This is a genomic window from Anaerotignum sp. MSJ-24, from assembly GCF_018918145.1.
GTDB lineage: Bacteria > Bacillota > Clostridia > Lachnospirales > Anaerotignaceae > Metalachnospira.
In genome coordinates this window covers 335,994-349,502 of record NZ_JAHLPX010000001.1, presented here as the reverse complement: position 1 = coordinate 349,502, position 13,509 = coordinate 335,994, and the positions used below count along the sequence as shown (strand labels likewise).

Sequence of the window (13,509 nt, the reverse complement as noted above, 5' to 3'; positions counted from 1 at the left end):
ATTGTAGTTTTAACATTGACAAGTGGTTTTCTTTACAGACATTTTGTCGGAAACCGTATTATGGACGGCGGCAGAACGGAAAACCCTGATGTATACAGAGCAGATAAAGAACTGGTCGAATTTAGCTGGTATCAAAACCACATGAATTATTACAGCTGTTTCTCACTGAATTTTTATCTTGAGAATGATATGCCTGTTGCAGACGGTTGGTTCTTAAACTATGAAGACGGTGAAAAAAGACAAAGCGAAGAGGATGCGTTTTTAAATCCGATTCCATGGCAGCTTACATGGGTACAATGGTTTGAGCTTCAGAATATGTTGTCAGAGTTAAAATTGCCTGAGTACCAAGAGCCGTCTCCCCATGTTATGGATGAGACTGACAGCAAGATATATGTTGTCTGGCGTACCAAAGACGGGAATATTACCGAAAAGCTCAGTGGCAATAATGCCAACGAGCTGAAGGACTTGGTGTTCCGTATTGCTGAAGAAGCCTATGTGGCATCACAGTTAGAAGAACAACCGTACGAAGTCAATGAAACGGCAAAACTGACAGGATTTTACTGTAATCAGAATGCAGAATCGGAAAACGGCTGGAATTGCCCATCGTGCGGAATGAATAATGGCAACAGCGTATTTTGCGTAGAGTGCGGAACCAAGAACCCGGTGAATGATTGAAACTTAGCAACAACAAGAAAAGTATAATTTATTATAAATGAACACGAGCTTTGAGAGTCATATGTATACTGAAGTGCTTACCGTTCTAACTTTGTATATATATGGTACAGTATTTAATTCCAAAGCAGACGATACACATTATACGGCATAATTCAGCCGTCAGACATAAAGGAGATGGATATGTATGGGACTGTTCGATAAAAAATATTGCGATATTTGTGGTGAAAAGATTGGTTTACTCGGAAATCGCAAGCTGGAAAACGGCAATCTTTGCAAAAATTGTGCTAATAAGCTTTCGCCATGGTTTTCCGACAGACGTAACAGTAATGTTGAAGAGATAAAAGCACAGCTTGAATATAGGGAAGAAAATAAGGAAAGAGTTTCAGCGTTTCATACGACCAGAACTCTTGGTACTGATATGAAGGTGCTTCTTGATGAGGATGCGGGAAAATTCATTGTAACAAGAGCCAGAAATTTGGCTGAAGCAAACCCTGATGTTTTGGATTTCGCAGATGTGACCGGCTGTAATCTCGACGTTGACGAGAGCCGTTCTGAGATTATGCGTGAGGATAAGGATGGTAATGAAGTAAGCTATAATCCGCCACGCTATGAATACTCATATGATTTTTATATCACCATTTTTGTCAATAATCCCTACTTTGATGAAATGCGATTCAAGATCAATCCAAGCTCTGTGGATATCACACCTCCATCTTTAATGCGTCCGGGCATGATGACAGGATTTAACCCTGAAAGCAATGTTGAGTATTGCAATTATAAAAAACTCGGCGAGGAAATCAGAGAGGCACTGACACAGGTTCGTAATGATGTACGTGAAAAAATCGAACAGGCGGCTGCTCCTAAGACAGCAGTTACATGTCCATACTGTGGGGCAACTACCACACCTGATAGCAGCGGCTGCTGTGAATACTGTGGTGGTGCAGTAAACGGTTGATTTTTACAATAAAAATGCAAGTGCATTACGTTCAATGGAAAGAGCAAATGAACCTTGAGAAATGCACTTATTAAACAAAATGGCACCAATTTTATTTACAGCGACCGTTTTAGGGTGATGTTAGAAATTTAAAACGAATGCTCTTGTATATGGCAAAAACCATAACACAAATTAGAATTTCGGTTATGGCATCAGCATTATTTTATAAAAACAGGTCGCATATAATCACAATACATACTATTACATACTTATTTAAGAAAGGAGACACTACTATGGCAAACTTTACCGATAGCATTAAAGAAGCTGCATTCGCAACCGGTCCACGTGAATTCGATCTTCCTTTTGCAACTACTCTTGAAGAAATTGCGGAAAAGCTAAATGCCCGCTCAGCAGCGTTCCAGATGCCTTTCCAAATCAAGGGAGGAGTTCCCGGACAGCGTATAGCATTTGAAAAGGAACCAAATCTTGATGTAGGCCTATGGCTTTTTCTTAAAGACGGTACGCACATACGTATCCAGCCGGTAATTACGGAGGCAAAGATGTCAGTTGGCGGTATGCGCGTTGATAAGAATAGTGCATTGCGTAAGGGAATTAAGGGGTCAACAATTGACCTTGCAACTGAGCGTGGAGGCTATATTGACACCGTAACCGAAACTGTGAAGAAAATTTTGAATGGCGAAGAAGTTGAAGACTATATTGCACCTGAAGTTCCTGTTGGTGCAGAACCGCCAAAAGATTGGATGACAACATTTCTGCTTTGTCTCTTCCTTGGCAGTATCGGCGTTCATCGCTACTATGTTGGAAAAATCGGCACAGGAATTTTATACACATTTACATTGGGGCTGTTTGGTATAGGATATCTTGTTGATTTTATCAATATTATTCGTGGCAAGTTCACCGATAAGAACGGAAACTATATCCAGCGTGAAAAGAAAGAAGAAACAGTGTAAGTATTTCTGATATGCACTCATATATTTTAAATGCTTTTTAAAATGGATTAATATTATTTTCTTATGAGTAGCAGATTTACGCATCAATGGATAATTTAGGAAGGAGATTATGAATATGAAACAGACGAAGAAAAAAATACTTTGCCTGATTTTTGCAGTACTGATGGTACTCAGCTTCACTGCCTGTGGCAAAGGTAAGACATCAGCAGACTCCAATATAATCGATCTTGGCGATTGTGAGTTACTCTATAAGAGTGCTTGCATAATGGACGATAGTGACGGAAACGATGCAATTGTTTTGACACTTGACTTTACAAACAAAGGCAAGGAAAATGCTTCATATCTTTGGAGTGTTGACGAAACAATTATGCAGAACGGTGTAGAACTTGAGGTTGCAACCGTATTTACAGGTTCGGACTACTCTACTATTATCGAAAACCAGTTCAAGGATGTTGAACCGGGTGCAACACTTGAGGTTAAGACAGCATACGTGTTGTCGGACACAACAAGTGAAATTACGGCAACTTTTGAGGAAATATTTGGCGGCAAAAAAGGCACTATCACTATTGATCCAACAACACTTGGTCAGGAAGGGACCGGAGATGAGTTACTCGACTGGTGGAACGGCGATTGGTACGGCTGGTGGCAGATGACCGGTTGTTCGGGCACTTATGAGAGTATGGAAGGTAAATGGTGGGATGTTTGTGGTTCAATTGACATTGGTGCAGACTACACCGGTACTGTTACACTTTGGGATGAAGATTATACAAAATCAGAACCTATGGCATCAGTGAATGTTAGTTTAAATGAGGCAGGAACCGGCGATTACGGTACAATTATGTCTGAAGGCGGCTGGTTCACAGATGTTGAATTAGAGCACGCAGATTGGATTGTTGACCCCGGCTTAATGGAAAGAGACAACATAATCTGCATAGAAGGTTGGTACGAAAACGGTGACGATGAATACTACTATGAGATTTATCTTCGCCCTTGGGGAACCTACTGGGATGATGCAGGAGAAGACTTCTTACCTTATAATTATGAAAGCTGGTATTTGCCGCTTATTGATGATGGCAAGTCTATGCCTGACAGCATTGGCTCAGAAGCACCTTCGTCCAGTATGGGCGGAGGCGGAAACACATCCGGAGGAACCGGTATTGTAACTGATGAGCAGGTACAAAAAGGTTACGTATGGATGAACGAGGTTAATAATAATATTTTCGATACAACATATGAGGAATTGGTTGCTTACTTCGGCGTAGAAGGCGAGTTCGTTAAAGAAGAGTACAGCGATCATATGAAGGCAAATTATCGCTACTATAAATGGATTTCATCCGAGAATCCTTCAAATTTCATTTACGTCAATTTCGTAGAAGAGAAACCCGGCGTTTATGAGGTTAGTGCTTACAATACAAGCGGTTTCTCAGGAAACGAAGCTATAGAAAAGTATCTTGATGTTGTTAAAGCTGAGGCGGCAGAAGCGAATAAGGCTGCTTCTGCAAATGCATCAATGAAAGACTTCTCTGTTGATATTGCTCAATTTGCAAAAAAAGATGTAAAGGTTAAGATTACTACGAAGATACCTACATCAGGTTGGTCATACGATGAAAACGGAAGAAGTCTTGTAGAAAATGATGATCCTTCAGCATTTGGTGCAGGCAAAATTAAGTTTGAAGTTAGTGGAAGTGTTGCTGATTTCGATTACTATAAGGATAAGTTTGAAAACTATAAGGATGTTGAAGACCGTGTAATCGGTGGTATCACATTCCATGGCCGTACATATGAATACATTGGCTATCAGTGGCTGCAGTATGTAGCACAGATTGATGATGGTCGTGCCCTCTCTATTGGATTGATAGATATGGATTGTGTATCGGGAACTATGCCTGATATTATTCTCACTAACATGAAGTTCCAGTAATGCAGACTTTCGGATGTGATATGTGTTCACACTATTTTGAATCAGTGTGGAAGAAAAAATAGGTAAAAACATATAATCCGGCTCCCGTCCCGTTTGGGACGGGAGTGATATGAATTCTTCGGGCAAGGAAGTATTGGCATGAAGCTGAACAAAAGACAGATTAAATGCCAAATATGCACGGGTAGATGCAGAAACTGCCTTGCTCGATGCTTTATCCTTGTGATAGTGAAAATCCACCGAAGATAAGCCATCAGAGTTACTGTCTTTACCGATGACAGTAACATCGGCGTAAGACAAGACAAAGAAATGAGGGATTTAGATGGCAACAAAGATAACAAATTATCAATGTCCCGCATGCACGGGTCCTCTGCATTTTGTGGGTGAATCCGGAAAATTGGAGTGTGACTACTGCGGTACCAGCTTCGATGTGGAGGAAATTGAGGCACTCTATGCAGAAAAGGAACAAAAATCGGAAAAAGCAGCAGAAGATGCGACAGATGCGGTAGATGCGACAGCTTCCGATTCCAAGGATGGTTCTGAATGGGATATTTCAGATTTGAATGAAAACTGGGGTGCAGATATTGAGGGAATGCGTGCTTATAGCTGTCCGTCTTGTGGAGCAGAACTGATTTGTGATGAAACAACAGCAGCTACATCATGCCCGTACTGTGGCAATCCAACTGTCATTCAGGGACAATTTTCCGGTATTCTGAAGCCTGACTACATTCTGCCTTTTAAACTCAGCAAGGAGGATGCCATTGCGGCACTTAAAAAGCACTATCTCAAAAAGCCACTTTTACCATCAACTTTTTCTAAGGCAAACCATCTTGAGGAAATCAAGGGTGTGTACGTTCCTTTTTGGATGTACGATGGTAAGGCGGACGGAAGTGTGCAGTTTCATGCCGTCAAAGTACGTGAATACACATCCGGAGATTATGAGATAACAGAAACCAGTCATTATGATGTGAGTCGCAAAGGCTCTATTGCCTTTGAAAAAATTCCTGTAGATGCATCAAGCAAGATGCCGGATGATTACATGGATTCTATCGAACCATATGATTATTCTGATCTCAAACCGTTTTCAACAGCATATTTGCCAGGATTTTTGGCAGATAAATACGATGTAAGCGTAGAAGAAAGCCGAGAACGAGCGGATATACGCTGTGCAGGTTCTTTGGTAAATGCACTGAGAGATACTGTAAAAGGTTATGCCAGCTGTGACGAAACCGATCGTAATATCAAACTTACACGAGGTAAAGTACATTATGCACTGCTTCCTGTGTGGATTTTGAATACAAAATGGGATGGAAAAGATTTCCTCTTTGCTATGAACGGTCAGACCGGCAAGATTGTCGGAAATCTTCCGGTCAGTACAAAGAGATTGATCGGCCTGTTTGTAGCTATTGCAGCACCGCTTGTTGCGCTTAGTGTGATTGCAATTGTGCTTATGGTACGGTAAGGAGGGCTTAGTTATGAATAAAAAACGAATATTTTGCCATCTGTTGGCGATTATTATGGCTCTTGCCTTCTGTATTAGTGCATTTGCAGCGGAGCAGACCGGAGCACAGCTGAATTATGTAACAGATGCCGCCGGGCTTCTCAGCGAAAGCGAAAATGATCGTTTGGAAGAAACGGCAGAGTTAGTTTCAAATAAATACGGTGTTGGTGTTTACATAGTGACAGTGGAGGATTTTCACGACTTTAATCCTGACGGCGTATATAAAGCAACCTATACGATATATCATGACTATACAATGGGAGAAGGGCCAAATCGTGATGGTATAATGCTTCTGCTCAGTATGGATGATAGAGACTGGGCTATGTTTTGCTATGGCTCACGCTGTGAGTATGCGTTTAATAGCTATGGTCAAGAGAAGCTGGAAAAGGTCTTTCTGGATAATTTTGGAGAAGACGACTGGTATGGTGGTTTTAATGACTATGTAAAAGAATGTGGTGTTTATCTTGGAATGGCTGCAAAAGGTAAGCCTGTTCGAGCCAATCCGGTGTATGCGTGTCTTATTGCAGCAGTTTTAGCTCTGCTTGTTGCAACGGTTATTGTTTCCGTAATATGGAATAAGATGCAGTCTGTTTCTATAAAGACAACTGCCAACGCCTACGTTTCGGGAGTACTTCAGTTGACTGGGCAAACAGACACTTTTACACACAAGACAACTTCCAGTCGTAAGATTGAACGTAGTTCTTCGAGTGATAGCAGTAGCCGTAGTGAATCCGGTGGCGGAGGTTCCGGTCGAAGTGGAAAGTTCTGAAAGGAGAAGTGGAGAAGCTATGAAAATAATACGCAAACGAGCACTTGCACTGTTGCTGGCGCTGGTTATGCCACTGCCTTTGTGTGCTTGTGCACCGAAACAGCAACAGAATCAATCTTATAAGAATGAATTGAACACCAGTAAGGCAACTTTGCCTTCAAAAACAGAAGAAACAGTAATAACGAAAGACCAGACTGTACAGAATGGTTTTTCAACGGAGGCTAATAAATCTCTTGAATTGCTACGTGACAGTATTGATTTTTCAATGACAATGTTTGGTGCTACGTATCTTGGTTATGTTGGAGGAATGTTTGAAGAAGGTTTCGAAACAGGTTTTCCTAAATGGATGTCGGAAACAAACAAAGCAATGTTGTTAAAATATCCTTTTATTGGGGAAATCGATGAGAACCATATCATTGGCAGAGCGGGACATCTGTATTGTATTGTGCCGGTTGATGAAAATGCTACAATTTCAATCAATCGTGTAAAATGGAATGAAAAAACAAAAACCGATGAGGTTACCGAGGTTCTATACAGGTCTGAAAGCGGAGAGCCGGTACTGTTATTTGCAAACCTTGATGGTGTTGCATATGAGGATGATACACAGGTCTTTATCACTGACAACAACGGAAAGACATGTGAATGGCATCCATCCACCGGTGCAAGGGGCTATCTTGCTCCGTGTATATCAGAAACCGGTGAATATCTTTTATTTGATTTTACGGAATACGGATGGACTAATACTCCGATTGAATTTTCAGAGTGGCTTGCTGATGGATGGTCGGGCATGACTGCACTCGGTCTTGCAGGATCGCAGAGCTGCGGTATGACTTGGGTAACAGAATCTATGGTTAGAGAAACAGACCGTTATGCCTTTTTCGCATTAACCTTCTATCCCGGTGATGAAACCGGAGGAACGGTCGATCTTAACTGGGTATACGATAATGGTGACGATTTTGAAGAAATGTGGAGTGGTTTTTGGACAATTCAAACCGTCATGGACGGTCCAAGCTATGTTACACTCAGTCTGTCACTTGTGGGTGGCAAAAGCTACGGAGTAACAGACGGCCCAATGTATATATGTGAAACCTATCCACTTATGATCAACCCCAGTGGTACCGGATTGGTAATCGGAGCAGGCGAAAACGGAATCTGCTTACCGTTTATGTCGCAAAGCACAATGCTGAGTATACTTACACAGTCCGTAGGATAGAAAATAAAATAAACACAATGTAGATTTTTATATGTAAATAATGTGTAGAAATTAATTAAAAGTGCAACAATTTTATCTTTCGTATATTCAAAATGCGTTAGATTTGAGTTGCACTTTTATCTTGTTTAAGGAAAGATAACCTTAACAGGATAATGTATAGATATTTTCCTAAATAATTGCTTTATTTATATATATTTTTTAAAAATAATGTTTGACAATTTAGAACAAATGATATATTTTAGACTAAGCAGATAATTTGTTTTAATGGAGGACATTATGGGAGAGCAATTCAATATTTTACTTAACCAAATGCTTATGTTTTTTACGCTTATAATCATAGGCTTTGTGGCACAGAAGATTAAGCTTCTGGCAAACGAAACAATAGACGGTCTTTCTAAGCTTGTTGTTAAGCTTATACTTCCGCTGATGGTTTTTACTACGGTTGTAAACGGTGCAACAATAAGCGGTATAGCACAGAAATTTCCGTTTTTTCTGTTTTCGTTTCTTATGATATTTATTCTTGTCGGAATCGGTATATTGAGCAGTAAGCTTATGCGTCTGCCTAAGCCGACAAGCTATATTAATACGGCAATAGTCGGTTTTCCGAATACAGGCTTTATGGGATACCCGTTGTTAATTGCTATGTTTCCTGAAACCGGTCCGCTTGCCGTTGCTGTTTATGTTATTGTCGATCAGCTTACCTTCTGGACATTCATGCCTGTACTTACTCAAAAAGAAATAACATTAAAAAGCATAAATTTTATGAATATGCTTAAAAATCCGCCGTTTATAGCACTTATACTCGGAATAATATGTATTTCTTTTAAGCTCCATCCGTCGGGTGTTGCATGGGATACAATGACTGCGGTAGGCGGAACCTGCAAGTATTTTGCACTTATCTATATCGGTGCGGATATAGGAAGAAGAGGCTTTAAGACGCTTGTGGAAAAACCGAAGGTTTTCCTTACAATACCGATTAAGCTTATAATAGCACCCGTGGTTGTGTTTTTCCTGTTTAAATTCATCGGTGTGCTTTCGTCTGAGGATCTTATGATGATTACTATACTTGCTATGCTGCCTTCTATGGTCGTTTTGTGTATGCTTGCGGCAGATAACGGCTCCGATGCGGATTATGCCACAGCCGGCCTTATCGTAACAACGCTTTGCAGTATGGCAACAATGCCGCTTGTAATGAAGTTTTTGATGGCGTTTTTGTGATGAAAATGTGTAATAAAAATTTAAATATAGTTTTGGAAAATTGCGTTGTTATTTTTGGTGTCGTTGTGTATAATATAAATAAGAACATATAGTTCTGTGTTTTGTATAAGTAAAAACTTTTATTTAGCATTAAGGAGAATATTAATTTGGAGGTGATTGTATGGCAACTTCATCAATTAGGAAGGAATTTTATATCAATAATGAAAATGAATACGATAATTTAAAAGAAGAATTAAGTAAAAGTCCTGAGAGAAAGACAGTTACATCGTCTCCTTCTTTGGATAAAGGTAGAAAAAAATTAGCAACATTTGTCTTTCGTTAAATGATTTAGCAGAAAGAGCATCTGCTGTTGGTGGTTTAGATAAATTAGCGGATGCTCTTAATGCTTTTAAATGTTGCCTTGATGAAGATATAGAAGACTTTTTACATAACAAAGCAATGCAGTATTTGGAAAGAGGTTGGTGTTCGACATATTTGGTTGTTGATGAAGACAGCTTTGATAACAATGTGTTAAACATTCAAGGATATTTTACATTATCACATAAAGCCTTGATACCTCGTTTCGCAAGCAAAGGAAAAATTAAAGAAACCGGAGGCTTTAAGGAAGCGGAAAGCATACATTTTGTACTTATAGGTCAATTAGGCAGATACATAGATAAAAATGACGATGCCATAATTTATGGCAACGTTAGCGGAAATGAATTGTTAGATTATGCTATGGAGATAATCAGAAGTGTGGATTCACTTATACCTTGCAGATGTGCATTGGTTGAGTGCAGTGATAATGTTAAACTGCATGAGTTTTATACGAAATACGGTTTTAAATTCTTTCAGCAGGACGAACTGCATTATCAATTTTATATTCGTATATAAATATTAAATTCGACAGGCCTTCTATGATAAAACATTATGGAAGGCCTTTAATTATGCCGAAATACAGTTTAAAATGAATTTCGGTTATCAATGAAAAATTTTTAATACCGGCAATCAAATTTTTCATATTATGAAAAAATATCATGATTAATATTTACATCAGCGAATTAAAGCGTTATAATGGAACAAATATTTTCCACGGAGGTAAAAAGATGATTAAATTATATGACGGCGGTGCATATCTTGTTGACGGAAAAACCATTGTGCCGGATAATGCAGATGCGGCTAAGGAAATTCAGGCTCTTACAGGCAAAACAATTTCCAAGGAACAGGCTTCGGAAAACACAATGGCTTACGGAATTCTTAAGAACCATAATACTTCCGGTTCAATGGATAAGCTTAAAATAAGATTTGATGCAATGGCATCACATGATATTACATATGTAGGTATTATTCAGACAGCAAGAGCAAGCGGACTTGAAAAATTCCCTATGCCTTATGTCCTTACCAACTGTCATAACAGCCTTTGTGCTGTCGGTGGAACAATAAATGAGGACGACCATCTTTTCGGCCTTTCCTGTGCAAAGAAATATGGCGGTATATATGTACCTGCACATCAGGCAGTTATCCACCAGTATATGCGTGAAATGATGAGCGGAACAGGCAAAATGATTCTCGGTTCGGACAGCCATACACGTTACGGTGCTCTCGGAACAATGGCTATGGGCGAAGGCGGCCCTGAGCTTGTTAAACAGCTCCTTAATAAAACATATGATATAGACAGACCTCAGGTAATCGGCGTATATCTCACAGGAAAGCCTGAAAAGGGAGTAGGCCCTCAGGACGTTGCACTTGCCATTATCGGTGCTGTTTTTGATAATGGATATGTTAAAAATAAAGTAATGGAGTTTGTCGGCGACGGTATTGCAAATCTTTCTGTTGATTACAGAAACGGTATTGATGTTATGACAACGGAAACAACATGCCTTTCTTCTGTATGGAGAACAGACGACAGCGTTAAGGAATGGTACGAAATCCACGGCAGACCGGCTGATTATAAAGAACAGAATCCCGGTGAAATTACATATTATGACGGCATGATTTATGTTGATCTTTCAACAATCAAGCCTATGATTGCAATGCCTTTCCATCCGAGCAATATCTATACAATCGAGGAGCTTAACGCAAATCTTTATGATATTCTTGATGAGGTTGAAAAGACAGGTGCTAAACAGCTTGATAATGATACAATCAAGTTCTCGCTTAAGGATAAGGTTAAAAACGGCAGACTTACAGTTGAACAGGGCGTTATTGCCGGCTGTGCAGGCGGTACATACGAAAATATCTGCGATGCCGCCGATATTATCAGAGGCAATTCAATAGGTGCGGATGAATTCGCACTCAGTGTATATCCTTCAAGCCAGCCCGTATTCCTTTCACTTGTTGAAAACGGAAGAATTGCAGATATAATGATGTCCGGTGCTACCGTACGTTCTGCATTCTGCGGTCCTTGCTTCGGTGCAGGTGATGTTCCGGCTAATAACTGTCTTAGTATAAGACATTCAACAAGAAACTTCCCCAACCGTGAAGGCTCTAAGATAACAAGCGGACAGATTGCGTCAGTTGCTCTTATGGATGCTCGTTCTATTGCTGCAACAGCAATCAATAAAGGTGTTATCACAGCGGCAACAGATATTGATGTTGATTTTACAAAGCCTAAATATTTCTTCAACGGCGATGTTTATAAAAACAGATGTTATAATGGATACGGAAAAGCAGACAGCTCCGTTGAGCTTAAGTTTGGCCCGAATATCACAGACTGGCCTGCAATGAGTCCTCTTACAGAAGATATTGTTCTTAAGGTTGTTTCTCTTATTACAGACCCCGTAACAACAACCGATGAGCTTATTCCTTCGGGTGAAACATCATCATACCGTTCAAATCCTCTTAAGCTTGCGGAGTTTGCACTCTCAAGAAAGGATCCGGCTTATGTCGGCAGAGCAAAAGAGGTTCAGAAGGCAGAGAAAGCAAGACTTGCCGGAGAAGATCCCGTTGCGGCACTTGATGAGCTTAAGTCGGTTAATGATACAATAAAGACACAGTTTGCCGATTTCGATATTAATAAAACAGGCATCGGAAGCACAATATATGCGGTTAAACCAGGTGACGGCTCTGCAAGAGAACAGGCGGCAAGTTGTCAGAAGGTTCTCGGCGGATGGGCAAACATTGCCGGAGAATATGCAACAAAGAGATACCGTTCAAACCTTATTAACTGGGGTATGCTTCCCTTTATTCTTGACGGAGAAACACCCTTTGAGAACGGAGATTATATATTTGTTCCCGCAATCAAAGATGCAATCAAGGATAAAAAGACAGAAATTCCGGCTTATATCGTGAAGGACGGCAAGCTTGTTCCGTTTACACTCAAAATGGGCGATATTACAGACGATGAAAGAAAGATTATTCTTGCCGGCTGTCTTATCAATTTCTATGCAGAAAAGTAAGTTTAAATAAGTTTATTAAGCCTAAGGGCGTATTATAAAGGAGATAGATAAATGAAAAAAACAGTAACACTTACACTTGCCGCAATGCTTGCTATCGGAATGCTATCCGGTTGTGCATCAAATAACGGCACAAATAGCAACTCTGCTGCTACAGAAACAACGGAGTCAAAGGAGAACTTTTCTGATGAAATGAAAATTCCCTATGCGTTGGATCTGTCAGAGGAGGACGGTGCAGACAGCATTGAAAGGCTTGGCGACCATGAGGATTCCCCTTATTTTGCTCACCCTGATTTTTATAATATGGAGTCAACTGATACACTTACAATACTCCATAATTATAAAACACAACAGCAGACGAGCGAATGGTCATGTGGTGTAACTGCGGCTCTTATGGCTCTTAACTGGTATGGTAAACTTGGCGACTGGAACGAAGAAAGTCTTGCGGCATTAAGACATAAGCTTGATTCCGAGGTTTACGGAGATTATCCGGGAACTACCCTTGATCAGGAAATTGATATATTTGAAGGTGTCGGTGGATTTGATCTTATTACTACATATGATTATCCCGATGGAATAACCTTTGATGATATAAAAGGCTGGCTTGCGGAAGGCAAACCAATACTTTTTGCTTGGAATGACTGGGGCGGACATTGGCAGACAATGATTGGCTATGATGATATGGGTACGGAAACAACACAGGACGACGTAATCATTGTTGCTGATTCATACGATACAACAGACCATAACCAGGATGGCTACGGCATTTATCCGGCAGAAAGACTTATTTATAACTTTACAATGTATAACGCATTTACAGAGGATGAGGGTGGAAACGATTATCTTTTCGTTGTTCCTTCACCGAAAGAGTAATTTTGAATTTGTTTATAAACAGATGTCGTTTTTGCGACATCTGTTTTTTGTATAATTATTTTT

General features: G+C 40.0%; 12 protein-coding genes. All 12 read left to right on the top strand.

Annotation, left to right across the window (positions count from 1 at the left end; translation table 11 throughout):
- Positions 1–15 precede the first annotated feature (15 nt).
- The 12 genes from KQI66_RS01610 (at position 16) to KQI66_RS01555 (ending at position 13,446) form a co-directional block, all read left to right on the top strand.
- The gene (locus KQI66_RS01610; protein ID WP_216426954.1) at positions 16–675 is read left to right on the top strand and encodes a hypothetical protein; all 660 of its coding nucleotides are present in this window, start codon (positions 16–18) and stop codon (positions 673–675) included.
- Positions 676–859: 184 nt separating this feature from the next.
- Complete coding sequence (locus KQI66_RS01605; RefSeq protein ID WP_216426953.1) at positions 860–1,630, top strand: DUF4428 domain-containing protein; 771 nt, start codon at positions 860–862, stop codon at positions 1,628–1,630.
- Positions 1,631–1,902: 272 nt separating this feature from the next.
- Positions 1,903–2,580, top strand: coding sequence for a TM2 domain-containing protein (locus KQI66_RS01600; protein ID WP_216426952.1), 678 nt, complete (start codon positions 1,903–1,905; stop codon positions 2,578–2,580).
- Positions 2,581–2,695: 115 nt separating this feature from the next.
- The gene (locus KQI66_RS01595) at positions 2,696–4,501 is read left to right on the top strand and encodes a DUF5067 domain-containing protein (RefSeq protein ID WP_216426951.1); all 1,806 of its coding nucleotides are present in this window, start codon (positions 2,696–2,698) and stop codon (positions 4,499–4,501) included.
- Between the two features lie 319 nt (positions 4,502–4,820).
- Positions 4,821–5,960: a Trm112 family protein gene (locus tag KQI66_RS01590; protein ID WP_216426950.1), complete on the top strand. Its 1,140-nt coding sequence runs from the start codon at positions 4,821–4,823 to the stop codon at positions 5,958–5,960.
- Between the two features lie 13 nt (positions 5,961–5,973).
- Entirely contained in the window at positions 5,974–6,768 is a 795-nt protein-coding gene (locus KQI66_RS01585) for a TPM domain-containing protein (RefSeq protein ID WP_216426949.1), read from the top strand.
- Positions 6,755–7,981, top strand: a complete 1,227-nt coding sequence (locus tag KQI66_RS01580; protein ID WP_216426948.1) for a hypothetical protein — start codon at positions 6,755–6,757, stop codon at positions 7,979–7,981. Before KQI66_RS01585 ends, KQI66_RS01580 begins: the two co-directional genes overlap by 14 nt.
- 276 nt (positions 7,982–8,257) lie before the next feature.
- Positions 8,258–9,199, top strand: a complete 942-nt coding sequence (locus KQI66_RS01575) for an AEC family transporter (protein WP_216426947.1) — start codon at positions 8,258–8,260, stop codon at positions 9,197–9,199.
- A 160-nt stretch (positions 9,200–9,359) separates the two neighbouring features.
- On the top strand, positions 9,360–9,521 hold the full coding sequence (locus KQI66_RS01570) for a hypothetical protein (protein WP_216426946.1): 162 nt from the start codon (positions 9,360–9,362) through the stop codon (positions 9,519–9,521).
- A gap of 116 nt (positions 9,522–9,637) precedes the next feature.
- Positions 9,638–10,072 (top strand): hypothetical protein, encoded by a 435-nt coding sequence (locus KQI66_RS01565; RefSeq protein ID WP_216426945.1) that lies wholly within the window; start codon positions 9,638–9,640, stop codon positions 10,070–10,072.
- Between the two features lie 212 nt (positions 10,073–10,284).
- Entirely contained in the window at positions 10,285–12,576 is a 2,292-nt protein-coding gene (locus KQI66_RS01560; RefSeq protein WP_216426944.1) for a hydratase, read from the top strand.
- Between the two features lie 51 nt (positions 12,577–12,627).
- On the top strand, positions 12,628–13,446 hold the full coding sequence (locus tag KQI66_RS01555; protein WP_216426943.1) for a C39 family peptidase: 819 nt from the start codon (positions 12,628–12,630) through the stop codon (positions 13,444–13,446).
- The last annotated feature ends 63 nt before the right edge of the window (positions 13,447–13,509 follow it).

Bases quoted from the DNA above. Each gene is read 5' to 3' on its own strand.
- KQI66_RS01605 (WP_216426953.1), top strand. From the start codon at position 860: ATGGGACTGTTCGATAAAAAATATTGCGATATTTGTGGTGAAAAGATT.
- KQI66_RS01600 (WP_216426952.1), top strand. From the start codon at position 1,903: ATGGCAAACTTTACCGATAGCATTAAAGAAGCTGCATTCGCAACCGGT.
- KQI66_RS01595 (WP_216426951.1), top strand. From the start codon at position 2,696: ATGAAACAGACGAAGAAAAAAATACTTTGCCTGATTTTTGCAGTACTG.
- KQI66_RS01590 (WP_216426950.1), top strand. From the start codon at position 4,821: ATGGCAACAAAGATAACAAATTATCAATGTCCCGCATGCACGGGTCCT.
- KQI66_RS01585 (WP_216426949.1), top strand. From the start codon at position 5,974: ATGAATAAAAAACGAATATTTTGCCATCTGTTGGCGATTATTATGGCT.
- KQI66_RS01575 (WP_216426947.1), top strand. From the start codon at position 8,258: ATGGGAGAGCAATTCAATATTTTACTTAACCAAATGCTTATGTTTTTT.
- KQI66_RS01570 (WP_216426946.1), top strand. From the start codon at position 9,360: ATGGCAACTTCATCAATTAGGAAGGAATTTTATATCAATAATGAAAAT.
- KQI66_RS01565 (WP_216426945.1), top strand. From the start codon at position 9,638: ATGCAGTATTTGGAAAGAGGTTGGTGTTCGACATATTTGGTTGTTGAT.
- KQI66_RS01560 (WP_216426944.1), top strand. From the start codon at position 10,285: ATGATTAAATTATATGACGGCGGTGCATATCTTGTTGACGGAAAAACC.
- KQI66_RS01555 (WP_216426943.1), top strand. From the start codon at position 12,628: ATGAAAAAAACAGTAACACTTACACTTGCCGCAATGCTTGCTATCGGA.